General features: G+C 65.6%; 24 protein-coding genes, 1 tRNA gene and 2 pseudogenes. 11 read left to right on the top strand and 16 right to left on the bottom strand.

Annotated elements, in window-relative coordinates:
* Positions 1–77 precede the first annotated feature (77 nt).
* A tRNA-Thr gene (locus NGB36_RS11220) sits at positions 78–151 on the top strand.
* A 234-nt stretch (positions 152–385) separates the two neighbouring features.
* Positions 386–511, top strand: coding sequence for a hypothetical protein (locus NGB36_RS11215; RefSeq protein ID WP_255920048.1), 126 nt, complete (start codon positions 386–388; stop codon positions 509–511).
* Positions 512–538: 27 nt separating this feature from the next.
* Here the strand turns inward: NGB36_RS11215 and NGB36_RS11210 are convergent.
* The 6 genes and pseudogenes from NGB36_RS11210 to NGB36_RS11185 form a co-directional block, all read right to left on the bottom strand.
* A pseudogene (locus NGB36_RS11210) lies at positions 539–1,597 on the bottom strand (tyrosine-type recombinase/integrase); the annotation flags it as partial.
* Positions 1,598–1,710: 113 nt separating this feature from the next.
* The gene (locus tag NGB36_RS11205) at positions 1,711–1,929 is read right to left on the bottom strand and encodes a helix-turn-helix domain-containing protein (RefSeq protein WP_255920047.1); all 219 of its coding nucleotides are present in this window, start codon (positions 1,927–1,929) and stop codon (positions 1,711–1,713) included.
* Between the two features lie 116 nt (positions 1,930–2,045).
* Complete coding sequence (locus NGB36_RS11200) at positions 2,046–3,878, bottom strand: FtsK/SpoIIIE domain-containing protein (RefSeq protein WP_255920046.1); 1,833 nt, start codon at positions 3,876–3,878, stop codon at positions 2,046–2,048.
* 28 nt (positions 3,879–3,906) lie between these two features.
* Positions 3,907–4,101: a hypothetical protein gene (locus NGB36_RS11195; RefSeq protein WP_255920045.1), complete on the bottom strand. Its 195-nt coding sequence runs from the start codon at positions 4,099–4,101 to the stop codon at positions 3,907–3,909.
* Between the two features lie 21 nt (positions 4,102–4,122).
* Positions 4,123–4,407, bottom strand: coding sequence for a hypothetical protein (locus tag NGB36_RS11190; RefSeq protein ID WP_255920044.1), 285 nt, complete (start codon positions 4,405–4,407; stop codon positions 4,123–4,125).
* On the bottom strand, positions 4,404–4,616 hold the full coding sequence (locus tag NGB36_RS11185) for a hypothetical protein (RefSeq protein WP_255920043.1): 213 nt from the start codon (positions 4,614–4,616) through the stop codon (positions 4,404–4,406). The genes NGB36_RS11190 and NGB36_RS11185 overlap by 4 nt, the downstream gene beginning before the upstream one ends.
* Positions 4,617–4,935: 319 nt before the next feature.
* Between NGB36_RS11185 and NGB36_RS11180 the strand changes: the two genes are divergently transcribed.
* A complete protein-coding gene (locus NGB36_RS11180) occupies positions 4,936–5,631 on the top strand; it encodes an XRE family transcriptional regulator (protein ID WP_255920042.1) in 696 nt (231 codons plus the stop codon).
* Between the two features lie 8 nt (positions 5,632–5,639).
* Positions 5,640–6,116, top strand: a complete 477-nt coding sequence (locus NGB36_RS11175; protein ID WP_255920041.1) for an NUDIX domain-containing protein — start codon at positions 5,640–5,642, stop codon at positions 6,114–6,116.
* A gap of 3 nt (positions 6,117–6,119) precedes the next feature.
* Here the strand turns inward: NGB36_RS11175 and NGB36_RS11170 are convergent, their stop codons facing one another.
* From NGB36_RS11170 to NGB36_RS11160, 3 genes are all read right to left on the bottom strand, one after another.
* Complete coding sequence (locus NGB36_RS11170) at positions 6,120–6,671, bottom strand: HD domain-containing protein (protein ID WP_255920040.1); 552 nt, start codon at positions 6,669–6,671, stop codon at positions 6,120–6,122.
* Between the two features lie 9 nt (positions 6,672–6,680).
* Entirely contained in the window at positions 6,681–7,151 is a 471-nt protein-coding gene (locus NGB36_RS33410; RefSeq protein WP_255920039.1) for a GntR family transcriptional regulator, read from the bottom strand.
* 486 nt (positions 7,152–7,637) lie between these two features.
* Positions 7,638–8,093: an ATP-binding protein gene (locus NGB36_RS11160; protein WP_255920038.1), complete on the bottom strand. Its 456-nt coding sequence runs from the start codon at positions 8,091–8,093 to the stop codon at positions 7,638–7,640.
* A 152-nt stretch (positions 8,094–8,245) separates the two neighbouring features.
* Between NGB36_RS11160 and NGB36_RS11155 the strand changes: the two genes are divergently transcribed.
* Positions 8,246–8,989: an XRE family transcriptional regulator gene (locus NGB36_RS11155; RefSeq protein WP_255920037.1), complete on the top strand. Its 744-nt coding sequence runs from the start codon at positions 8,246–8,248 to the stop codon at positions 8,987–8,989.
* A gap of 232 nt (positions 8,990–9,221) precedes the next feature.
* On the top strand, positions 9,222–10,991 hold the full coding sequence (locus NGB36_RS11150) for a GmrSD restriction endonuclease domain-containing protein (protein WP_255920036.1): 1,770 nt from the start codon (positions 9,222–9,224) through the stop codon (positions 10,989–10,991).
* 20 nt (positions 10,992–11,011) lie between these two features.
* On the opposite strand, the pseudogene NGB36_RS11145 reads toward NGB36_RS11150, so the two are convergent.
* Positions 11,012–11,386 (bottom strand): annotated as a pseudogene (locus tag NGB36_RS11145) (helix-turn-helix domain-containing protein); the annotation flags it as partial.
* Between the two features lie 98 nt (positions 11,387–11,484).
* On the opposite strand from NGB36_RS11145, the gene NGB36_RS11140 reads away from it, so the two are divergent.
* Positions 11,485–12,291 carry a DUF6602 domain-containing protein gene (locus tag NGB36_RS11140; protein ID WP_255920035.1) on the top strand — a complete coding sequence of 269 codons (807 nt, stop codon included), beginning with the start codon at positions 11,485–11,487 and terminating at the stop codon, positions 12,289–12,291.
* Positions 12,292–12,355: 64 nt separating this feature from the next.
* On the opposite strand, the gene NGB36_RS11135 is transcribed toward NGB36_RS11140, so the two are convergent.
* The 3 genes from NGB36_RS11135 to NGB36_RS11125 form a co-directional block, all read right to left on the bottom strand.
* Positions 12,356–13,477, bottom strand: a complete 1,122-nt coding sequence (locus NGB36_RS11135) for an SRA domain-containing endonuclease (protein WP_255920034.1) — start codon at positions 13,475–13,477, stop codon at positions 12,356–12,358.
* A 226-nt stretch (positions 13,478–13,703) separates the two neighbouring features.
* Positions 13,704–14,717 carry an HNH endonuclease family protein gene (locus NGB36_RS11130; RefSeq protein ID WP_255920033.1) on the bottom strand — a complete coding sequence of 338 codons (1,014 nt, stop codon included), beginning with the start codon at positions 14,715–14,717 and terminating at the stop codon, positions 13,704–13,706.
* Positions 14,714–15,370 carry a class I SAM-dependent methyltransferase gene (locus NGB36_RS11125; protein ID WP_255920032.1) on the bottom strand — a complete coding sequence of 219 codons (657 nt, stop codon included), beginning with the start codon at positions 15,368–15,370 and terminating at the stop codon, positions 14,714–14,716. Before NGB36_RS11125 ends, NGB36_RS11130 begins: the two co-directional genes overlap by 4 nt.
* 229 nt (positions 15,371–15,599) lie before the next feature.
* On the opposite strand from NGB36_RS11125, the gene NGB36_RS11120 reads away from it, so the two are divergent.
* The 4 genes from NGB36_RS11120 (at position 15,600) to NGB36_RS11105 (ending at position 18,832) form a co-directional block, all read left to right on the top strand.
* A complete protein-coding gene (locus NGB36_RS11120) occupies positions 15,600–15,899 on the top strand; it encodes a hypothetical protein (RefSeq protein WP_255920031.1) in 300 nt (99 codons plus the stop codon).
* A complete protein-coding gene (locus NGB36_RS11115) occupies positions 15,896–17,104 on the top strand; it encodes a putative T7SS-secreted protein (RefSeq protein WP_255920030.1) in 1,209 nt (402 codons plus the stop codon). Before NGB36_RS11120 ends, NGB36_RS11115 begins: the two co-directional genes overlap by 4 nt.
* Positions 17,104–17,505: a hypothetical protein gene (locus NGB36_RS11110; protein ID WP_255920029.1), complete on the top strand. Its 402-nt coding sequence runs from the start codon at positions 17,104–17,106 to the stop codon at positions 17,503–17,505. Before NGB36_RS11115 ends, NGB36_RS11110 begins: the two co-directional genes overlap by 1 nt.
* Before the next feature lie 988 nt (positions 17,506–18,493).
* Positions 18,494–18,832 carry a hypothetical protein gene (locus tag NGB36_RS11105; protein ID WP_255920028.1) on the top strand — a complete coding sequence of 113 codons (339 nt, stop codon included), beginning with the start codon at positions 18,494–18,496 and terminating at the stop codon, positions 18,830–18,832.
* A gap of 192 nt (positions 18,833–19,024) precedes the next feature.
* Here NGB36_RS11105 and NGB36_RS11100 read toward each other — a convergent pair whose 3' ends face one another.
* From NGB36_RS11100 to NGB36_RS11090, 3 genes are all read right to left on the bottom strand, one after another.
* Positions 19,025–20,368, bottom strand: a complete 1,344-nt coding sequence (locus tag NGB36_RS11100) for an ATP-grasp domain-containing protein (protein WP_255920027.1) — start codon at positions 20,366–20,368, stop codon at positions 19,025–19,027.
* 66 nt (positions 20,369–20,434) lie between these two features.
* Complete coding sequence (locus NGB36_RS11095; RefSeq protein ID WP_255920026.1) at positions 20,435–21,196, bottom strand: PIG-L deacetylase family protein; 762 nt, start codon at positions 21,194–21,196, stop codon at positions 20,435–20,437.
* Complete coding sequence (locus NGB36_RS11090; protein WP_255920025.1) at positions 21,193–22,524, bottom strand: MFS transporter; 1,332 nt, start codon at positions 22,522–22,524, stop codon at positions 21,193–21,195. Before NGB36_RS11090 ends, NGB36_RS11095 begins: the two co-directional genes overlap by 4 nt.

Raw genomic sequence — 22,524 nt, 5'->3', positions numbered from 1 at the left:
GCACCCCGCCGCACTGTGTAGACTTGTCGCCGTTGCCGATCCCGCCCGCGCCCCGCGCGAGGGTTGGTAGGCAGCATGCCGCCTTAGCTCAGTCGGCCAGAGCGACGCACTCGTAATGCGTAGGTCGAGGGTTCGATTCCCTCAGGCGGCTCCGGTATCGGCCCAGGTCAACGACATTTCCGTCGCTGGCCTGGGCTTTCTTAGTTGCATAGCCAGTTGCAGTAGCGCCAGCTGGGCCGGAGCTGCTTGGCGGGCTCGGGAGGGCCACGACCGAGCCGCAGCCGGGGGCGTCTGCACACGGCTGCTTGGCCTGCGGCTGCCAGTCGGCGTAGCCGCACAGCGTGCAGTACCGGTGTTCACTGCCGTCGATGGCGGGTGCCCACTCATGGCCGTATGGGTCGGGCGGCTCGGGCTGCTGCTGCTGTCCACCCCACAGGGCCTCGCCCATGCGGCGTGCGGCTTCCTGCGCCAGCGGCGTCGCGACGTGCGTGTACCGCGTCGTGACGCGTAGGTCGGAGTGCCCCAGGATCTCCATCACGATCCGCACGTCTACGCCGTACTCCAGCAGCAGCGTGGCCGACGTGTGACGTCCGTCGTGCACGCGGGCGTCTCGGACTCCGGCCGCGCGCAGCAGTTCCTTCCAATCCTCCCAATCGTCCCGTGGGTCGATGAGCCGCCCGTCCGGCTGGCAGAACACGAGGTCGTGTTCTTGCCGTGCGGAGCACGTGTGTGCCTGCCGGCGTTCCTGCTCGGCTCGGTGCGCCCGCAGGATGGGGAGCAGTTCGGGCGGGAGCATGACCGTGCGCCTGCTCTTGCCCTTGGGCTCGCGGAAGACGAGCCCGCCGCCCTTGCGCTTCGGACAGATGCTCGCGTGCCGTGCGCAATCCTTCGGGCACGGCGGCGGACAGGCGCGCTTGTGCTGCTTGCACTCCTTCGGGCACGGCTTGATCTTGTGCCGCTTCGCGCCGCACGCGTGGGGATCGTCGCACCCGTGCTGCCAGGTGTTCCGCTGCAGCTGCCACCACACGCGTACGCGACCGGTGTTGAGGTCGACGTACTGCCAGCGCAGCCCGAGCGCCTCGCCTTGCCGGAGCCCGAGTGCGAGCCCCACCGCCCATCGGACGAAGCTGGGCCGCTCCCGGGCGGCGGTGAGGATCTCGCGCGTCTCCTCCTGGCTGAACGGAATGATCTCCGTCTCGCGGACAGTGGGTGGGTCGACGAGCTTGGCGACGTTCCGGGAGACGATGCCGCGTCGGACTGCGATGGTGAGCATGCGGGAGAGCACGCGGTGGACCTTGAGCACGTGGCTTGGCGCCTTCCCGGCGTCCAGCATCTTGGCGTAGAGCCGATCAAGGTGCTCGGGCTGGAGTCGGTCGATCTTGTGTTGCCCGAGGCCCGGAATGATCCAGTTCTTCGCCTTGGACCGGTAGTCGTCCAGCGATCGGGGTGCGAGCGTGCGGGCGGCGATCGTGTCGAGGTAGGTGTTCACCCACTCCTCGACGGTGGGCACGCGACCCTTTCCAGGCACGTGACCCGCGTCGCGCTTCTGCTCCAACTCGCGGATCTTGTTGCGAACTTCTGTCGCCGTCTTGCCCATGCGGTGGCGCCGGTCCGGCGAGCCGTCGTCCTTCAGACCGATGGTGATGTACCCGTGGTACCAACCATCGGCGCCCAGATAGATCTTGGTGTGTCCGTTGGGTTGTCGTTTGCTCATGTGGATTCCTCCTGTTCCTGTTCGCGCAGTCGGTTGACGTAGTCGAGGAGCGCGCGGGCGGGGATCTTGCGGCTCCGGCCGATGTGGATGGATTCGATCTCACCCGAGGCGAGAAGTTCATAGAGCTTGCTCCTGCCGATCCGTAGGGCGTGCGCGGCTTCCGCGACGGTGTAGACGAGGCGTTCGGTCGAGTTCGTGATCGTCGTGGTGATCACCTCCTTTCGTGGATTGGCTGGTTAGGACGTCGTCCGCGTGAACGTCCGCCGTGCCGTCCGCGGCCCATACGCGCAGGCGCGCGAGGGGGCGCGGACGTTCGCGCGGACGCGGACGATCAGCCGGTCATGGTCGCCTCCGTTCCGCGCTCCCGCCGCGAGCGCCAACGGCCCCGGGAGACCTGGACGACGCGTCCGGCCGCCGCGTACTCCTGCAACCGGCCGTAGACCCAGGTACGGCCCATACCGGTGACCCGCATCAGGTCGGCGACGGAACGACCGTCGAGCGGTGCGTCGTTGAGCGCCTGGAGCAACGCCGTCTCCGGCCCCGCCTCGGCGGTCACTTCATCGGCCGCCTCTACGAGTTCGGCGTCGATAACGTCGGCGTCCTCGCCTGGGTCCTCGGGCGGCTGAGTAGCCGACTGCGAGAGGGCGTCGAGTGGGGTACGCGTCGGCCCGTACCGGCCGGCGGTCGCGCTGACCTCGGCGTCGGTGATGAGGTAGGCGCGGGCGTGCTGTGGCGTGTTCGCCTCGGGCGCGGAGAGGAGGAACTTCCCCGGAGCGTCCAAGGCATGGGCGGCCCAGCCCGCGGCGAGCATGCCCTGTCCGAGGACGAGGTCGACGTCTCGCCGCTCCCGAACGCGCAGGCACAGGCGTACGTCCATCTGCGACCGCACGGCCTTCTTGCCCATGGCTTGCTGCGTTGGCCGCTGAGTCGCGGCAAGCAGCGTCACGGCCACGGCGCGCCCGCGTCGCGCGATCGAGTCGGCGTAACCGAGGGCATCTTGAGCCTCCTCCGCCAGCTCCGCGTACTCGTCCACGACGATCACAAGCGCCGGTTCCAGCGTGCTCGGTTCCCAGACTCGAAGTCCTCTGTGGCTCAGCGCCCCTGCGCGGCCGTCCAACACCCCTACGCCGTCGCGCAGTAGATCGGCAGCCTCCTGGGCCGTTGTCGCCAGGCGGTCGAGGCAGGCGGCCCACGGCCGTAGCTCCATGCCGCCCTTAAGGTCGATGCCCCACAGGACGACGTCCGGGCATGCCGCGAGATTCGCGAGGATGACATTGAGAACTCCGCTCTTGCCGGAACCGGCGATGCCGCCGATCAGCGCGTGACGACGGAGGAACGAGACGCGGACGGGCGAGGCGTCCTCATAGACGCCCAGCTCGATGGGGTCGCAGATGGAGACTGCAGATGGGCCGGTCCACACGACGGGTTCCGCGTGCGGGTCGCGGGCGAGCACGCGCAAGGCGAAACGGTCGGCTCGGGTCTCGTCGGGCGTGACCCGGACCGCGCCCCTGCGCGTGCCGAGCCCGGATTCGATGGCCGGTACGCGGCTGACCGCATCCGCCACGGTTTGGCCACGCCGCAGGCTGACCCTGGCTCGCCAGCCCCACGCGTCTACGGTCGCTGAGACGATCTGCGATCCCATGAGACCGATTGACTCCGCGACTTCGGGCCATGCCCGGATCGTGCGATCGACCGTGACGCGCGCTCGTCGGCGTCGGTGCGTCCACCATGGCACCCCGGCTGCCGCGGTGCCGGTGAGGAGCAGCCACGGCAGCGGGAGGCGGCTCACGCCCAGCGCCGTGGCGCTGGCGAGCCAGCCTCCCGCCGCGCTGGTCGTCGCGGCGGCGTAGACCCGTTCCTCGACGCGGTCCAGCCGGCGAAGTAGCCAGCCCTTCAACACGGCGCCGGACGCGACGAGCGAGCCGAGAAGGATCCACGGCCAGGCACCGGGATGGGTGGCGTGCAGGATGATTCCTGCGAGCCCCGTCCAGAGTCCGAGCGCAATCGGCGCCAGCTCTGACCGGTAGCGGAAGAGCAAGCGCCCGACGGCTTCGAGCAACTCACCAGAGTGCCGATCGTTGACGACGAGCATGAAGGGCGGCGCGTCGCGGCTCGTCAACTGCTTGCGAAGCCGCCGCGTACTTCTGCGAGTGGTTCGATTCAAGGGCATTCCTCCTTTCACAGTTGGTTGTTCACGGGTGGATACCTGACAGGAGCCGGGCGCCGGCCCGGACGGTCGCGCTGATGTACGGCGCGACCGCGCTGGACGCCAGGAAGAAGCCGAAGAGCGTGCATACGACGGCATGCGAGGTGGCGAGGCGTCCGTACCGCCAGAGGGCGAATATCGCGCCCCCGAGCAGCACGATCGCCGACAGGGAGAGAATCACCGGAGCTCCTTTCCGACTCGCCTACGCGAGCACTACGAGGGCGACGACGCTGGTCAGCGCCACGGCGAAGGTGAACCGCTGCGGAGACGACGTGGCCCACAGCACGAAGAGCGCGAGCGCACGAACGGGCAGGACGGAGAGACGGAAGGCGAAGGGAACGGCCTCGGCGGTCGCCGACCACATCCGCGTGAAGTGGGCGGCGGGCCGGACAGAGACGGCGCTTATCTCCACGGCCGTCGGCGACTTGGCCCACGGTCGACGGCCCTTGTCCTTGGCGGGGAGCAGCTGAGTGGTCTGCACAGTCACGATGCGCTCACCGCCTCGGTGAAGTAGGAGTTGGACTGGATGAACTCGCGCCACTGGTCGCGGCGCCTCCCGTTGGTGCGTCGCAACCAGCGGACTCGGCCTCGGCACTTGCGGCACAGGTCGCCGCGTCCCTCGATCTGCGCGCCGCACGGGCAGATGCGGGGTGCCTCGGACTCTGACTGCTGACAGTTCCTCTCTTTGCGTGGCATCAGACCTCCTCTCCGGTGCGGGACCGAGACGGAAGCCGATGCGTGGGATGCCGCTCTATTGAACATGTACAGCATGTTCAAGTTCTCAGCGTCGTCACACCGCTCGTGGCTGTCAAGATGGCTTCTCTCGGACCGCAGTTGACGGTGGATGTGTGCGGACGAATCCGCACGACAATGAGCATCCGGTGAGAGGATGGGACGAGATCACCACATGACTGGACGTGTGCAAGACGTCTCCAGGGGCATGGACGTCCCTGGGCGTCCCGGATGGGAGTACATGCCGAACGAGAGATTGCGGGCGGTACTGCTGGAACGCGGCGTGACGCCAGCCGCGTTGGCCAGCGCTGTCGACGTCGACCCGAAGTCGGTCGAACGCTGGATTGGCGGACGGATGCCCTACCGTCGGCATCGCTTCGCCGTTGCCACCTTCCTGGGCGTGGACGAGGGCTACCTGTGGCCTGACGCCTTGCCTCGCCAGCAGGTCGCGAGCGCATCCGAGAGCGAGATCGTCAACGTCTATCCACACCGCTGGGCGGTGCCGCGGGACGCCTGGGGACGTCTCTTCGCGACCGCGGAACACGAGATCGGGGTGCTGGTCTACAGCGGCCTCTTCCTGGCGGAGGACACGGGCGTCCTGCGCACCTTCGCCGAGAAGGCTCGTTCTGGCATACGCGTGCGCATCCTGCTTGGCGACCCGGACAGCGAGCATGTCGCCAACCGGGGCGTGGACGAGGGCATTCACGACGCGATGGCGGCGAAGATCCGCAACGTGATGGTGCTCTACGACCGGGCCATCGGCAGGGTTGACGGGATCGAACTGCGCCTGCACGACACCGTTCTGTACAACTCCATCTATCGGGCTGATGACCAGGTTTTGGTCAACACCCACGTCTACGGCTTCGCTGCCTCACATGCTCCTATTCTTCACCTCAAGCACATTCCGGGCGGAGAAATGGTCAACACCTACCTTGAGAGCTTCGAGAGGGTCTGGACTCAGGCCAAACCGCTTACGTAAGGACACGCATGGCATCGAGGATCGACTACTACGACGACCCCAACGCGCCGAAGGCCAACAGCCTGGTCCCGTCGGCCAACGTGGTCGTGCTGAACGAGCGCGACGAGATCCTGATGATTCGTCGTAGCGACAACGGGAATTGGGCCGTGCCAGGCGGAGCCATGGATCTGGGCGAATCACTGCCCTACACGGCCGTACGCGAGGTGGAAGAGGAGACCGGGATCAGGTGCGAGATCACGGGCCTTGTCGGCATCTATACCGACCCGCGGCACGTCATTCTCTACACCAGCAACGGCGAGTGCCGCCAGGAGTTCTCCGTCGTGTTCACAGCGCGGGCAGTGTCCGGCATCCCGACCCCGAGCGACGAATCGCGCGAAGTCGAATGGGTGAGCCCAGAGAGAGCCGTCGACCTGCAAATGGACAGGTCCATGCGCATTCGCCTCAACGACTTCCTCTCCAAGCGAGCCGAACCCCATCTCGGCTGACGCTCACCCCTCCTTGGCTGCCAACCGTTCCGTGACTGCCCTCGATGCGGAGGTCAGTATCGGCGCGGCCCGCTCGATGGAGCGGGTCACGACATGCCCGGGCCCGTAGCGAGAGAGGATCTCGCGGAGACGTTCCTCCGTGCTCGTCTCGTCACCGTGAGGAGTCGTCGTCATGTCGCAGTAGATCAGTGCTTCGACAAGATGCTCGTCCTCGAAACTGAACTCTGCGGAGAGCTCCCTATCCAAGGAGCGTTCCTCTGCCTCGATCAGCGCGCACGAATGGTGCGCGACGAGATTGCACAGCCGCACGTCGGCCCGCTCGATGTCTCGCAGGTACCGAGCACCGTCCAATGGATGAAACCCGGTCTTGGCAATCGCCGGGGAGTAGCCGATATCGTGCAGCCACGCGGCGGCCTCCACGAGTTCGGCGTCCTCACCCAGGATCGGGGTCAAGCTCTCCGCGCGGGCGGCAACACCCTGGGAATGCGCCCAGCGGCGGGGGAGCGGTTCCTCAAGCAACCGCCGTGCGAGATCGCGAGCCCACGAGACGTCCATACAGCGAGGCTAACGTCTGCGGACGAACCATCCCTTGCCTTGCACAGATTCGACAAGTCCAGCTCCACACAAATCGGCCAATGCTTGCCTCGCCGTGCCGCGCGATACCTCGTAGCGCGCCGTCAACGCCGCCTCGCTCGGCAGAGAGGCCCCCTCCGCCAGCTCGCCGCTCTCGATCGCCGCCCGGATGTCGGCCGCGATCTGCCGGTACTGGGGCGGCCTCGGGTCGGCCCGTGCCGTGCCCCGCTCGGCAGCCGATCGAACGACCCGTCCGCGGCCGGGAAGCGACTCGATCAGCCCCTCCTCTTCGAGCTGGGCAAGCGCACGCCGCAGCGTGTTACGGGCGACTCCGTACTCGGCGGAGAGGGCGAGCTCAGAGGGAAGCAGCTCGCCCGCGGCCAGTGCCCCGGAGCGGATCCGCTCACGTAGCGCGCCGGCGATCTGCGTGTACGCGCCCCAGGCTGTCGATCGTCGGCTCACTCTGTCCTCTCACCGGTTCCGGACCATGCGCGCTGGTGCAGCGACGCCATCATGTCGAATCGTCCCTCCGCATCGGCACCATCACGCCGTACTTGCGCCCGGGCATCCGCATCCCCGGGAACCAGTCGACACAAGACGGAAGCGCCCCTTGCTCCCTATGTGCCAGTCGCAGAAACCCGACGGGTCGAATCGTCCAGAGAACCCGCGTCGCCCCGTGAGTGACGGCCAGCTCAAAGAGCCGTCCGCTCCGGAGAGCGCGGATTGCCTTTTCCCTGCCAGTGTCGAGCCAGGCGTGCGCTGCTTGCGACTCGTCTGGCGAGAGCGCAGAGACGAGAGTGCGAAGTGCAACACGGACCCACCGGACCGCTTGCTCCGGCGTGTAGGCGTCGATCGAGGCAACGCCCTTGAGCTCGGCGTCCGTCATCGGCGCCCTCACCGCGCACTCACACCAGTACCCGCTGCGTACGACGGGAGAGCCGGTCTGCCTCATGACCAAACCTCCGGCACAGCGGAGATGTCCAGTTCGCACCAGACGCACTTGTCGGTGTTCGTTCGGTAGGTCCCCCACCGAGTGGTGAGAGCTTCAACGATGTGCAGCCCGCGCCCCGACTCATCCCCCGAGCGCACTCGCCGTACCACGGGCTTGCACTCGCCTTCGTCGTGAACCTCGAGTCGAACTGTCGTGCCACGCCTCACCATGCGCAGGTGAATCGGCGAAGCGCTTATCCCCTGGTTGTGGACAACCGCGTTGGTGACCAGTTCGGAGACGACGACTTCGAAGACGTCCGCACAGTCGTCGTAACCTCCGGCCATCAGCGCCACGTCAGCGAACCGGCGGGCAAGAGGGACGGACGCGGGATCATTCCTCAGCACCAGCGAGCCGAGCAGCTCGACGGGGTGCAGGACTTCTGTGGCCGGCGGCCTACTGTTCTGAATGCTCACGGGAGATTCCCCACACGTAGCGGCTGACGCCGAACAGGCTTTGCATGTGCAGGAGTCTCGCGACGGCTCGCTCAGCCAAGTACCACGTTCTTGGGACGTCTTGGGACGTCTTCGGTACATTGAAGACGTCCCTGCGAAGCCGGGAGCCGCCGATGAACCACGCCCTGAGACAGGCGTTAGCGCAGGCCGGACTGAGCCGCGTCGACGTGGCGGCGTGCCTGGAGGTCGACCCGAAGACGGTCGACCGTTGGATCGATGGCCGAGTACCGCACCGCCGTCACCGAGAGCGCCTCAGCGCGCTGGTAGGCACGCCAGAGTCTGATCTGTGGCCCGACGTAGGCCGTCGACCCAGACAAGCGCAGCTCGGCCCAGAAATCCTGGCGATCTATCCCCACCGCTGGCAGGTCCCCCAGGACGTCTGGCGCTCCTTCTTCGCCCGTGCGAAGAACGAGATTGGCGTCCTGGTCTACAGCGGCCTCTTCCTCATCGAGGACGCAGCGGTCGTCCAGACCTGGGCAGCGAAAGCCGCCGAAGGAGTCAACGTCCGTCTATTGCTGGGCGACCCGACGAGCCAGTACGTCACCACCCGGGGTGGGGAGGAGGGCATCGGCGAATCCATGGCCGCCCGCATCCGGAACGCGCTCGTGTTGCTGCGTCCCGTTGTCTGGGAGACAAGCATCGAGATCCGCACCCACGGCACGACCCTCTACAACTCGATCCTCCGTGTTGACAACGAACTGCTCTGCAACGCGCACGTCTACGGCCAGGCTGCAACGCACTCACCCGTCCTGCACCTGAGGCAGACCGATGAGGCCACCATTGCGACCGCATATCTGGAGTCCTTCGAACGAGTCTGGGCAGAGGCATCGGTGATCACATCGCGCCAACCAAGTTGACCTTGGGGGCAGGAGAGGACAGGGAGACACGAGCCCATGGCGCTGTAAGTGGAGCAGCCTGCCGACTCCAGGACAATGCTGAGCTTGCCCCCAGCTCTCACTGAGTAACAACCTTCTCCACGGGTTGACTGGATACCAGCGAGCGGTCGTGCTTCGGCGGTTGCAGTGCTGAAGGCCGACGAGTTCGACGATACTGCTTCCTCGCGTTGCCGTGTCGTGACACACTCCCTCTATGGCAGAACTCGACTCACAGCCAAAGTCGATCCAATCCATCTACGCCTGGTACAGCGAGAATAAGCTCTGGGTTAATAGGCGTTACCAGCGGAAGCTGGTGTGGACCTTGGAGGAGAAGCAGAAACTCATCGAGTCGGTCCTTAAGCGGTACCCCATCCCCGCTATTCTTTTGGCTGAGCGGGAGGCCGGGGACTATGAAGTAATTGATGGCCTGCAGCGACTCCACACCCTGGTTTCATTCATCGAGACGGCCTTTCCAACAACTGACGGAAAGCTCTTTGACGTCGATCAATTCGTGACCGCAAAGACTCGCTCGGTGGAAGAGAGTGCATTCGCCGTAACGCCCGGGAGTAAACTTTCCGCCCGCGAAGTCGGCACGATCCTCGACTATTCGCTCGCGGTTTCAATCATGCGTGGTGCCACCAACGAGGAGATTGACGATGTATTCTCGCGCATCAATACTTACGGGCATCGGCTGAGCGATCAAGAGCGGCGACAGGCTGGCGTTCGCGACGATTTTTCATCTCTCGTACGTGAACTCGCATGTGATGTTCGAGGGGATGCGTCGAGTGATGTTCTCAACCTCTCTAAAATGCCATCGATTAGCATCGACCTTCCCATGACCAAGCATGGGTACGATGTCCAGGCGGAGGAAGTTTTCTGGGTAGCCCAGGGGATCTTGCGGTCGACTGATCTGCGAGACTCCATGGATGAGCAGTGTATTGCCGACATCGCCGCTTCAATTATTGGTGGATCCATACTCGAAAGATCTAAAGTTACCTTGGATGAAGTTTATCAGTCTGGAACCCAAGAAAACAACCGAATGGCCAGGTGTCTGGACGGTTACGGAGTGGAGCGGTTCAAGGCGGAATTCAAGTACTGTCTCGAGCAGATCGAAGCAATATGTGAGACTCAAGAGGTCCGAAAGCTCCGATCGATTCTCTTTTCCAGGAGTAATACCAGCCCCTTTCCGGCCGTATTCGCCCTACTCTGTGTATCCTTCCATGAATTGCTGTTCGGCGAAAAGAAGAAGGTTGCCGACTACGCAGGGATTAAGGCGGCACTCACGGGCCTCGACCGTAGGATCCAGACGGGAAAGGCCTCAACAGCTCGCAGCGAGCGCCGAAAGAACGTTGACACGATCAAGGGCCTTATTCGTCCTCACTTGATTGATGCGACCCATAAGGACATCTATGGCGACCATACTAGTCTAGATGTCGACAATATCATTAGGCGCTCAGGGGTGGAAGCTCCACATTACGAGCTTAAACAGGGGTTTCTCCGCCTCGACAGTAGCCGCAGGGTCGATGCGACGGTAGTTGACAAGATTCTCAAAACCATTTGCGCAATTGCCAATAATGGCAAAGACAGAGCTGGCACCATCCTTATCGGGGTCGCCGACAAGGAGCAAGATGCGATGAGAATTCAGGCGCTCGATCAAGTCGAACCCCGTCGAGTGGGGAACGGACAGCATTTCGTTGTTGGTGTGCGTCGCGAGGCCGAAATCCTAGGAGAGTCCAGTGAGCGATACTTCGGACGGTGGAAGGCCGACATTCGGTCATCTGGTTTGAGTCCAGCATTGCGAAATTCGGTTCTGTCAAGCATTGCTTACGCCGATTACTACGGTCTGGGCGTGATCATAATTCGAGTGCCCGAGCAGCAGGAGGTATCCCTCCTTGATGGGCGCGTCTTCGTTCGTGAAGGCGACGAAACCGTTGAAGTAACTGATCTGGCCAGGACGTTGGAGGTAGGGAAACGGTTTCAGTAGGGTTCACGCCTCACTACCTAGTAATTCGACGGCTCGGCAATGCTGTGATCCCGCGTGGGAACCAAGGTTCCGTCTACGATGAGCACGCTGTCCTTGCGGAACCGCTTGCGCGGCTGCAGCGCCAGCAGCGGGCCGAGGTGATTGATGATCTGGTCCGCTGCCGATTTCGACACCCCGAACAACGGGGCAAGTTGCGGCATGGTCAGGTTGGTGTGCCGGTACGTCGCCACCAGCAGCACCCAGTCCTCCAGCGGCAGCCCCTATGGCCGCCCCCGCTTCGGCGCATGGGCCCCTTCGCGCCGCAGCATGGTCACCAACTTGCCGAAGGCACGGGGGCTCAGCCCAGTGAACGGGCCTATCCAGGAGGGCTCCGACGCCGTGATCACACCAACCACGGCCAAGATCATCGCACAGCAAGATTACTTACGGAACATCGCTTAGGGTGAAGCCGTCTGTAACTCTCTCCGCCGGCGCGCGCCACTAAGATCTCTTCATGACCACAGAGAAACTAGGCAAGATCCTCAGCTCAGTGGCAAAGAGGATGCGGGCCGACTTCGAGCAATCGCAGAACTTTAATCATAACGGCGAAGCCGGAACGTCGCGCGAGGTGCTCATTCAAGAATTTCTGTCCGGATATCTGCCGCCACACGTGGAGGCGGTGCACAATGCGGAACTTATCGCTGTAAATGGTGATGTATCACCGCAATGTGACATTGTCCTCATAGACCGTGGGACGCCGCCGTTCACTAGCCTCAACGGATTTAGGATTATTCCCAACGAGTGCGTGTACGGCGTAGTCGAGGTGAAGACGAAGCTGGATGGGGCACAGCTCACGGACGCCTGCAACAAGATCAGTCGTATGCGGAGGATTCCAAAGACTTCATACCGACCGATCCCCGGAACGATTCCGCGCTCGACTAAAGCGTACGGTAAGACGCACGATCATTTTCCGACATCAGGCATGATCGTCGCGTTCGACAGTCTTAAGCTGGAAACTATCGGCAATCATCTCGTGGACTGGTGTCGTACTCACAATCCCATCGATTGGCCGGACAGCGTGTGGGTCGTTGGGAAGGGGCACCTGCAGTGGGGCGACCCACGGAATCGCTCCCTCTTCAGATCGCCGGTAGCAGGCGCATCACTCATGCAAGTCGACACTGTGCCCGAGCAAGACATCCTTCTCTCGTTTGCCCTTCACCTCAACATCCATTTCTCCGATGCATGGATGAATCCGCTCGATCTCACCCCCTATGCCGGCTCCACGCCATTGGGGCACATCACAAAAAAGTGGACAATCTAGGTGACCATTTGCAAATCACCTCTCAGTCGCTTGCTCCGAAGGTGCCGACAGAAAAGTGATCCCGTTACTGGCTAGCCTTAGGGACGGTGTCTCCGACGAAACGGCCATCGTCAGATCGGTACACGACCCCAACGTCATACCGGTCGAGCAGGGTGTACATATCGGGAGCGGGAGCGGCCGGCAAGAGGATGACGCGCTTGGGCTCACCTTGGTGCCCCGGCGCCTCGACGTAACGGCTATAGTCCAGGATTTGCCCGAGAGCCATCCGCACATCCTCTCGGGAGGTCGAACCCTTCGCCTCGTAGAGCACGTGGTCCGTTGCGTCATACAGGTCGGTGCGGAGCGTTGAGGTGAGGCCTCTTACCTTGATTTGGAAGGCACCAGTCTGGTGCCCGGCAAAGTCCAAGTAGGCCTTGTACGCTTGAGTTAGCTCCGCCTCGCGGCGGACGGCGATGGTGGCGGCAGTGGAAGCCCGGAGACTCAGTTTTGTACCGAACGCTTCAGGAGCCACAAACTTTCCGCTGGTCTCTGCATTGGGAGTCGCCTTGGACGAGGAACTCCCCTTACGAACGCGCTGCTTGGGGAGCGGCAACGCGCCGCTTGTCGCCGGATCTGACTGGAACATCGCCGCAGTGACGGGCTGAAACGGCACGAACTCCGCCGTGGTTTCCTCAGCGGGAGGGATCACGTCCTGCGCGGTGCGCTGAACAGCTCCCTCGGGGCGCAGACGGAAGACGATAACATCGCGCTCGATGCCGTCCTCGCCATGAACCCTACGCCACACATACGGCTGCAACCCGTCCAGCGTGAACGTCCCAAGGTATCGGTGCGTCTTCGTATGGCTGCCAGGCAGCTTTCCCACTCGCGTGAATACACGAAGCACTCGGCCTTGCTCCGCGTGCCGAAGTATCGCCCTGTTACCTGAACCGGCGACGCCATCGAAGGTCTGGTCACCGGACTTCCCAGCGCCGGTGTACTCAAAGACCGGGTCCAACTCGTCTTCTTCAGCCAGCCAGCCGTCGTAGTACCCGGCCTGCTCGCCCACGTCCGGGTCCGAGTAAAGGTTCACGCTGTGCATGTCCTCAGAGGGGCAGATCCCGCCCTGTGGACTCCCCCCGAACAGTGCACGGATCTCCGCGCGCGTACGGACATCGCCGGGGTCAATCCCCTCAACGCTAGTGGTCATGACCTGACTCTAGATCAGCGCACTGACAGACACACCAGTATCCGTCGGAAGCTGCGAGGATGAGGGCGGTCACCAGTTCCTTGCTGGGCTGCGGACTCAGCATGGGCCGGCAGAGTGCGGTCATCCGCCTCCGAGACTCTGAGCTGTTCAAACGTTTAAGTGCAAGAGCTCTCCGGAGCCGGGTGCACTCGCTTTAGTACCCGTGGGGTTACAGCGGGCGTCCGACTCACACAGCCGTCTGCACTGCCCTGAGGAACTCTGGCCACGAGGACACGTTGATGCCGGACAAGGCGCCATTCAGGCTGAGTTGCAGGGTGCGGCGCAGGGGATGGGGCGACTGCATGATTGCCTCGTTGCGGTTGGCCAGACGGCCGAGTTCGGCCTCGGTGGGCAGCCGATCGCTTTTGGCTCCGTTGCAGGCTGCGTGCGTAGGGGCGAGGTTCCAAAGGGCATCCAGATCTGGGCCGTGCCAGGAGCGGACGCTGCCGAGGCGATGCATCAGGGAGAAGGGGAAGACGTGGTCGACGGCTATGGCATCGCTCAGGGCCAGGACGTTGTCACAGATTAGGCAGCGGCCATGTTGGAAACCAACCGTGGCCTCAACGATGCCGGTCACCGAGCGGCGGCGGCGCTTGTCGGTGATCTTTAGTGTGTCCCAGTCGACGGTGACGCCCTCCTCCATCAGACTGCGGCCTACGCCAGCAGCGAAGGAGCTCTCCACGATGCTCCAGCGCGCGCCCAACTCGGCAACAAGGCTCGGGGCCTGCTCCGACTGCGCCAACCGAAGCAATTCGGGGGTCAGACGTACGGCGCCCTGCCGCCCCGACCCTGCCAACTCGTAGAAGGTGTGGGGCACCGCACTGTCGCCGCGCAGGTTGTGAAACTTCTGCATCACCATCGTCGGCATCGAGCGCACCGCAGCCGCAACCAGCCTCTCCGTGGGTCGGCCGGTGCCCAGCGTCGCGGCGCTCTCCTTGGCAGCAACAGTGAGGAAGTCTTTATCTCCCAACTCCGCAACGTGCGGCGCTTGTGGGTTGTGGGCCAAATGGCGTGCCATGCCCAGGCTGTAGGTGGCAGCCAACTCGGCAAGCGGGACCGACTCCTGTCCGAGCCGCCCGAACTCCAGCAAGGCTTGACCAAGGGCGAACTTGTAGGTGCGTGAGTTGGCCCCCATCAGCACGGCGAGCCTCCACGACGCACGCGCCGAGGCATCCTGAGAGTAGAACTCCCGCCCGCTCACTCATCCCCCTTGCGAAGCACAACGGTGTGCCACCATACCTCGGAACGTCCGAGCCGGTCCGCGCCCTCCTCTACCAGCCGCACCAACCGCAGCCCCGCTCGCCCCCCGTTACGCGCGACCTCCTCGGCAGGCACGTCGAACATCACCCGGTCGGTCGGCGGTGCCCCACGTCGCAGCGAGATCACCAGCAGTCCCGCCGGAGCCAGCAGCGTGACCAGCCTCTCCATCGCTCGCCCACGTGCGACCGGCGGCAGGTGCATCCACACTGCCGACAACAGCGCCAGCTGGAAAGTCCCCTCCAGCCGGGACAGTTCAGGCAGGCAATCCTCTACCCAACCGACGTCCTCGCTCGGGTGCAGGCGCTGTGCCACTTCCCGTAGCTCACGCACCGGCTCGACCGCGACCACCTGATAACCGCGCCGCGCCAGCGCCGCGGCGTCCCGCCCAGTACCGGCCCCGACGTCCACCACAACTGCCGGGGCCGGCGGCAGCAAATCCAACACCCCACCATGCACCTCCTCGAAGGTGACGCCCCCGTACCGCTGCCCGAGAAATTTCGCGTTTTGCGCGTAATAGGGCTGAACGCCCGTGGCCAACTGGCGTACCGCGGGCGGCCCGCCCTGCCTAGCGGAGTTCTCGCCTGCACCAACCATGGCACCAAGCTACGGGAGCGCTATGACAACGGCGCCTGGCAAACGCAGGAAGCTCCCGTCTCAGCCACGGCGAACACCGGTGCACCACGGCAACGACCACCCACACCCGCGCAGGCCACGAAGCTACAGGTCAATGGCCTCGTGCCTCTGCCCCCTCACGTCCTGTTCGAGGCCGAGTAAGATCTTTTCCTTCGGGTCGTGGGAGCGGCCCAACTCCGAGGGGGAGTTGATGAGTGATCTGAAAGCCGACACGACACTGATACGTGAGTGCTCGGACCGGCTGCAGAGGGTCTACGACGAGTTCACCAACCGGCCGAATCCCGCCGACGGCTACAGCCCCGCTGAACTGGGACACCCTAAGATCAGCGGGGCCTTCGACGAGTTCTCCGACAACTGGAAGCTGCATCGGCAGGAGCTTGCCGAGAAGATCCGCACCCTGGGGATCATCACACAGGACGCCGCCGACTCCTACGACGGCATCGACACCGACCTCGCCGCAGCCCTCCACACGGCGGGCGAGGGCCAGTGAGGCGACCGCCAGCGTACGAGTGGGAAGTCCTCGGCGAGCCGGGCGATCCCGTACCGGGTGATCCGGATGCGATCGCACTGCTTGGCGAGAGTTTGCGGGGGACAGCCAACGCCATCCAGCAGGATGTGCGGGACATCCAGGCGCTTGCGGGAGTCGAGGCTTGGCAGTCGAAAGCCGCCGACACGTTCCGGTCGGCGGCCCACGATGCGGTAGCCGACCTGCAGAAGGCATACCACCGCTACGACATCGCCTCTGACGCCATCGGCGCCAGCGTCCGCGAAGACTCTGACGGCGATTGGGCCAGCGCCGTTGAGATGGCGCAGCAGCAGGCCGCGAAGGCTCTCCGGGACGCACACGCAGCACAGTCAGAACAGCAGGCAGCCACGCGGCAGCTCGACCAGATGCACCCGGATGATCCGCAGCGCGGCGCGGTGCAGCAGCGGCACGATGCCGCTACCGGTGACCTGGACGCGGCCAAACGTGAGCTGCAGGCGGCGAAGAGCCTGTACGAGACGGCGGCGAGCACCGCGGCCGCGAGGATCCACCGGGCGATCACGCACGACGGCATGCACGACACGTTCGGCGACCAGGTCAGCAACATTGTCGGCAAGGTCGAAGGCGTCGTCCTGGGCGGTGGTGAGATCCTCGAAGGCGCCGAGGGTGTGCAACTCGGTGTCGAAGGTGTCATTGCCGGCGTCGTTGCGATGGCCACCGGCGCCGGAACCGTCCCCGGCGCGATCGAAACCGGGCTCGCAGCCGCTGATGTCGGGTTTAGCGTCGAAGCGATCGCCGACGGCGTCGGACGACTCCGCGCGGCCATCGCCGGTGAAACGGGTGGTGATTGGGACGAGGAGGCGGCACGCAGCCTCCGGGGCGAGGACAACTACATTCGTCCTGAGGCGATCCAGCAACTCACACCGGACGAGATATTGACGAAGAAGGGGCGAGTGTTCGGGGCCAATACTGGCGACCGAATGACGGTGCGCACAGTCCGCACCAAGACGGACCTGGACAACATATGGGATAAGCTAACGGATGGTGCACCCAAGCCTCCGCCCGGCCAGAAGCTGGCCTTCTACGTCCGGCCGGATGGCACGCGCATCCAATATAGGAACGATTCCACGTCCACGCCGAGCGAGACGATCGATGTCTTCCCTCCGGGAGGACGCAAGCAGGCCTGGAAGATCCATCAGGGGACACATTGATGATCACCTTGCGCCACCCCGCCGTTGAAGGGGCGCTTGCGGAGGGGCGCCAGGACTGGGTTCCCCTCAGCTTCCTCGCCGGAATGGTTGAGGAGGACACGCCGCGTTGGAAGTCAGAGAAGCGCCACCCCAGCGAGGAAGAGATCAAGGCGGAGACGATTGCTGTATGCGACTTCCTGCTCCGGGAAGGCCTGATGCGGGTGGGCGAGCTGTCCAACTCCACTGAGGATCCCGGCGACTTCTTGCCATGGGTCGGCGATATTAGGGGACGCATAAGCCGCGATTGGGACTTCTTGATGTCTCGTGAGCACTTCGAGCCGTGCTGGCTGGAGATCACGGAGCGGGGGCGCCATGAGGCCGAGAAGATCCCTCCGCTATCGCCGGAGGAACGGGAGCCGTAGGTTGATGAGGAGGGTGCCTGCATGCAGGCGCCCTCCTCCGAGCCTCACGGCAGAGCTCAGTTGCAAGATCAGTAGCAGTACGTCCACATCCGGCGGTGCCCGCTGACGTGCGCCCCGTGGGCTGACCAGTATCGATGGACACCGCCAGACGCCACTGGACTATCGGTTCTCTTGCTCGTAATGCGTAGGTCAAGGGTTCGATTCCCTTAGGCGGCTCCATGGTGAACCCCAGGTCAGGTCCTTTGACCTGGGGTTTTTCCACTCCCTTGACCATGAAGAATGGTCAGATCCGGCGTTGTAATTCCATGAGTCGTAATCCGTCGGTCAATGGTTTGATGTCGCCACAGGCGGTTGACTCGAGTCCCAGGTCATACCCGCTCTGACCTGCACGTTTTGCTGGGTTCCGTCGTCTCGTTAGTCGTGGCAGAGGTGCTCGCTGAGGGTTAGGGGAGCGCGAGGGGAGCGCATCGGGACGGAGGGAGCGCAGCGGGCTGGTGCGGGGAGCGCGATTCCCGGGCGGTGGGGAGTCCGTGGCTGGCGGTGCGCTGACCGCGGCGAGGCGCCCCGGGATGAGCGTTCCCGGCCGGGCGGGAGCCGGGGCCGGCACCCGGGCGGGGTGGTTCGCGGGACAGCGCTGCCTCGTGCCCGCTTTGTGGTGAGGCGACAAGATGGACCCGTAGGTTGAACAGGTGCCGGATATCCAGGAGAGCGTGGTCTTCAAGTTCTTGGTGGCGCAGACGAGCGCGGTGTTGCTGACGCGTGGAGTCGAGGTCGAACCGGTGGCGGTGCGCGACGTGGCGGCCGTGATTCGCTCGGTGGCCGAGCGAGTCGGCATGGATGAAGCCCTCCACTCGGTAGGGCCTGGGGCGGTTGCCGAGGCCATCGCCGTGACTGCGGACCCTGACGTGAGGGTGACCAGGTGCGCCCGGTTCGGAGCGATGCCTGTGCCGGGGGTCACGAAATTTGGCACCCTCTGGTTGCCGACTATGTGCTGGAGTACGCGCCAGACGTTCCCATCGGTGTCGTCGAGGCCAAGCGCTACCGCGCCGATGCCAACGACGGTGTGGAGCAGGCTCGTCGGTACGCCGCGAAGCTCGGGCTGTCCTTCGCCTACGCCACCAATGGCCGACAGATCGTGGAGATCGACTACAGCGGTACTGCTCCCACGATCCGGGAGATCGACCGCTTTCCCACTCCCGAGGAGCTGTGGACCCGGTACCTGGCCGACCAGCAGGCGGACTCCAGCGTCGGGAGGTGTGGTGCGTGGTGCCGGTGCAGGGCCGGCGGGGTCAGGGCCTTGCCCAACGGCATCTTGGAGAAGCTGTAGAAGCTGGTCAGGCGCTCGATCACAGCATGGTCCCCTCATCGGTGCAAGCGGCTGGCCCACACGGCAGCCGCAGCAAGCATCGCGTTGGGCAGGCCCGCCATGGCGAGCGGCACGGTGACGACGTTGTAGCCGAATGTCGTGTGCTCGGCCCAGTGGCCGCAGGCGCCCGCCGACCTGAGCGCCCGGAAGCCTTCACGTCAGGTCGACTGAGGCTCGTGATCGGCAGTGCGATGGAGGGGTATGAAGCATCGCCGTCCCGCCCTCGCTGTCCTTGTCGCCCGTCATCAAGGTCAGCCCCAGCGTCTCCTCCAGCCGGTGCAGCAGCCGCGTGCCCCGGGCGACGGCCGTCCTGCGGTCCGGGGCGCGCAGGATGAAGCGGGCCACGGTCTGGCCTGGCACGACCAGGCGGCCGGGCCCGGTCCGGTAGGTGTCGAAGCCGAGCACCTCGAGCACGCCGTCGTCGTCGTGCAGCGGGGCGAGGGACGCCGTCTTCGGCAGGCGCCCGCCGGTCTCGGCGGTGACCACGAAGACGGCGGTGCACCCCGCGAAGCCTTCGGGGACGCGTACCGGTGCACCGGTCACCAGGTCCAGGAAGGAGGCGTAGATCTCCTGGCCGGTGGCGTGCCGGTAGCAGTTGGGCAGGCCGCCGCCCATGATGCGCGGGTTGAACTCGACCAGCACCGGGCCGCGTTCGGTCAGCATGATCTCCAGGTGGAAGATGCCGAAGTCGGCGCCGATCGCGCGGCAGACCGCTTCGGCGTACGCCACGCACGCCGCGCTCTGCACCGGGGCCAGGTCCGCCGGGACGCACGACCCCAGTTCGATCACCTCGTTGCGCGGTGATCGGAACCTGCCAGTGACGCAGAACGGGAAGAACGCGCCGTCCCGGGCGCCGATCTCCACCGAGACCATCCGGCCCACCAGCAGCTCCTCGACCAGCACGCCCCGGCTGAACTGGGTAACCCAGTGCGGTGGCACCGCGTCCTGGCCGGCGAGGATGTCGGCGGCGGCCTTCCGCGCCCCGGCCGTGTCACGGGCCACGTGGGACAGCAGGCTGGCGCTGCCGGACGGCGGCTTGAGGACCACTGGGTAGCCGATGCGCTCCGCCGCGGCGAGCGCCGCGTCCTGGTCGGCGGCGAGCACGTAGGCGGCGGAGTCCAGCCCGGCGGTTTCCAGCGCCGCCCGGCAACGGTCCTTGCGCCGTGCCATGAGGACCGCCTCCGGTGCCGTACCGCGCAGGCCCAGCTCGCGGCAGGCGTGGGCGACGGCCTCGGCCGCCAGCTCCTGGAATGCCACGGCCACGTCGATCGGGTGCCGCGCGTGGCACTCGCCGAGCGCGGCGACCACGGCCTGCGGGTCTGTGGTGTCGATCCCGTCGACGAGGGTGTCCGCCGAGTAGACGATGCTTAGGTTCTCGCCGGTGAGCGCGTACTGGGTCAGCGGCGGCTGGAGGAAGGTCACTCGGTGCCCGGCCGTCTTCGCGAGCCGGAGGGCCCGCAGCGAAGGGGGGTTGGCGTCTACGACCGCGATGTGCACAGCGCGGCTCCTTTCGAGTTCGGGGCCCACGACCCGGGCTTCGACCGACGGGACACGGGCCGCGGGTCAGCGGTAGTGGACCTGGCCGGCGCGCTCGCGGTAGGGGTCGCGGTGGAACACCTCGAACGGCACCGCGGGCCGGCCGCCGAACCGCGCGCCAGCGGCGGCCAGGTTCCGCCCCAGGAAGGCGCGTACGTACTCCTCCGGGTCCTCGTCGGTGAGGGCGCGCAGGTAGGTGTCGTGGGCTAGCACCGCCCGTACGCCGCGTTCCACCGCCCACGTCACGTCCACAGCGTGGGTCGGGTAAGGGGAGTTGGCCACCGCCTGCCAGCGCACGCCTTCCCACGGATCCAGGCCCTCCTGCGGGAACAGGTGCTCGTTGGCAGCGTCCGCCACCGCGTCTAGTGCGGCCCGGCCGACGTGGCGGTGATCCGGCGTGTTCCAGGACACCCCCCGCCAGTGGTCGTGGTGATTGAGCGTTACCAGGAGTTCCGGCCGGTGCCGCCGGATGGCGTGCGCGAAGTCCCGGCGCAGCCGCGGACCGTACTCGATCAGGCCATCGGGGTGGTCGAGGAACTCGACCCGGGTCACCCCGGCCACCGCCGCGCTGGCCCGCTGTTCCGCCTCCCGGATCGGCTTGGCCTTCTCCGGATCCACGCCGGCGATGCCGCACTCGCCCCGACCGGCCATCAGGTAGACGACCTCCTTGCCCTGGTCGGTCCAGGTGGCGACGGCGGCCGCGGCCGCGTACTCCACGTCGTCGGGGTGGGCGACGATGGCCAGGGCGCGCTGCCAGTCGGAGGGCAGTTCGAGGAGCGGATCGGTCATGCGTCACGTCCTAGTCGATACATCGATGTGTCGGTACGTCGGTCCGGTCCGGGGTCCTGGCTCCGGTCCGGATCCGGAGGTGAAGCGCGGAAGAGCAGGGCGGGCAGCAGGACCCCGGAGCCGCCGGCGAACGCCCCGGCGCACAGGAAGACGGCCGCCAGACCGAAGTGGTCGGCCACCAGGCCGCCGAGCCCGGCGCCGAACGGGGAGACACCCAGCACGATCCACCGGTAGACGGCGTTGACCCGGCCGAACAGGTGCTCCGGGATGGTCGACTGGCGGTGCGACATGCTCATCACGTTCAGCGTCACGGTGAACCCCCCGTAGCACGCCATCGCCCCGAAGGCAGAGAACGGGCTGGGCACCGCGATCAGCACGAAGCACAGACCGACGGCCGGCGCGCAGAAGCCGAGCACCGCGCGCCCGCCGAACCGGCTCAGCATCCGCGCCGCCACCGCCCCGGCGAGCAGGCCGCCCACCGCAGGCGCCGCGGCGATGAACCCCAGCGCCGACTTGGGCAGTCCCAGGCGGGCCGGGGCGACCACCCACAGCGGCAGCATCGTGGTGACCGAGGCGAACGCCAGGTTGCCGGTCGCGGCGACCACCGCCAGGCCGATCAGATCGCGCCGGGTACGGAAGTACCGGGCGCCCTCGCCCAGGTCCCGGAACATCGCCCGCAGCGTCAACCGTCCGCCCGGCGTGGCGCCCGCGTCCCGGTCACCGCCCCCGGGCAGCCGCCGTTGCAGCGCCTGCAGGCCGGACAGGGTCGCCGCGTACAGCGTGGTCGACAGCGCGATCCCGGCGCCGGTGACCGCCGCCAGCACGCCGCCCAGCGCGGGGCCGGCGAACTGCTGGGTTAGCGTCAGGCCCGATTGCAGGTTGGCGTTGGCCCGCGGGATCAGCGGCTTGGGGACCATCCGCGGGACCAAGGACTGGGCCGCCACGTCGATGAAGGTGCCGCACCCGGCGATCAGGAAGGCCGCGGTCACCAGCCCCCAGACGGGCAGCAGCCGCTCCCAGGCGAGCACGCACAGCACCGCGACCAGCGGCAGCCGGGTCATGGACGCCACCCGCATCACGGTGAGCGGGGGGAACTGGTCCACCACCACGCCGGCGGGCAGGGTGAGCAGCAGCCACGGCGCGCGCAACGCCACGCCGACCGCGCTCACGACGAGCGCGGAACCGGTCAGCGACAGGGCGAGCAGGGGGATGGTGACGAGGTATATGCCGTCTGCGAGGTTCGAGCCGAGTACCGACACCTGGAAGGTACGGAACCGGAAATCCAGCTTCAGCGCGTGCCTCGGACGGTCTGTCAGGCCTCGGGACAT

The organism is Streptomyces humicola, from assembly GCF_024436035.1.
Taxonomy (GTDB): domain Bacteria; phylum Actinomycetota; class Actinomycetes; order Streptomycetales; family Streptomycetaceae; genus Streptantibioticus_B; species Streptantibioticus_B humicola.
The sequence above is the reverse complement of the archived record's forward strand: the minus strand, read 5'-3'. Positions and strand labels throughout refer to the sequence as shown.

Bases quoted from the DNA above. Each gene is read 5' to 3' on its own strand.
- NGB36_RS11095 (WP_255920026.1), bottom strand. From the start codon at position 21,196: ATGACCGATCCGCTCCTCGAACTGCCCTCCGACTGGCAGCGCGCCCTG.
- NGB36_RS11120 (WP_255920031.1), top strand. From the start codon at position 15,600: ATGAGTGATCTGAAAGCCGACACGACACTGATACGTGAGTGCTCGGAC.
- NGB36_RS11155 (WP_255920037.1), top strand. From the start codon at position 8,246: ATGAACCACGCCCTGAGACAGGCGTTAGCGCAGGCCGGACTGAGCCGC.
- NGB36_RS11140 (WP_255920035.1), top strand. From the start codon at position 11,485: ATGACCACAGAGAAACTAGGCAAGATCCTCAGCTCAGTGGCAAAGAGG.
- NGB36_RS11110 (WP_255920029.1), top strand. From the start codon at position 17,104: ATGATCACCTTGCGCCACCCCGCCGTTGAAGGGGCGCTTGCGGAGGGG.
- NGB36_RS11125 (WP_255920032.1), bottom strand. From the start codon at position 15,370: ATGGTTGGTGCAGGCGAGAACTCCGCTAGGCAGGGCGGGCCGCCCGCG.
- NGB36_RS11170 (WP_255920040.1), bottom strand. From the start codon at position 6,671: ATGGACGTCTCGTGGGCTCGCGATCTCGCACGGCGGTTGCTTGAGGAA.
- NGB36_RS11215 (WP_255920048.1), top strand. From the start codon at position 386: ATGGCCGTATGGGTCGGGCGGCTCGGGCTGCTGCTGCTGTCCACCCCA.
- NGB36_RS11175 (WP_255920041.1), top strand. From the start codon at position 5,640: ATGGCATCGAGGATCGACTACTACGACGACCCCAACGCGCCGAAGGCC.
- NGB36_RS11150 (WP_255920036.1), top strand. From the start codon at position 9,222: ATGGCAGAACTCGACTCACAGCCAAAGTCGATCCAATCCATCTACGCC.
- NGB36_RS11135 (WP_255920034.1), bottom strand. From the start codon at position 13,477: ATGACCACTAGCGTTGAGGGGATTGACCCCGGCGATGTCCGTACGCGC.
- NGB36_RS11090 (WP_255920025.1), bottom strand. From the start codon at position 22,524: ATGTCCCGAGGCCTGACAGACCGTCCGAGGCACGCGCTGAAGCTGGAT.
- NGB36_RS11185 (WP_255920043.1), bottom strand. From the start codon at position 4,616: ATGCCACGCAAAGAGAGGAACTGTCAGCAGTCAGAGTCCGAGGCACCC.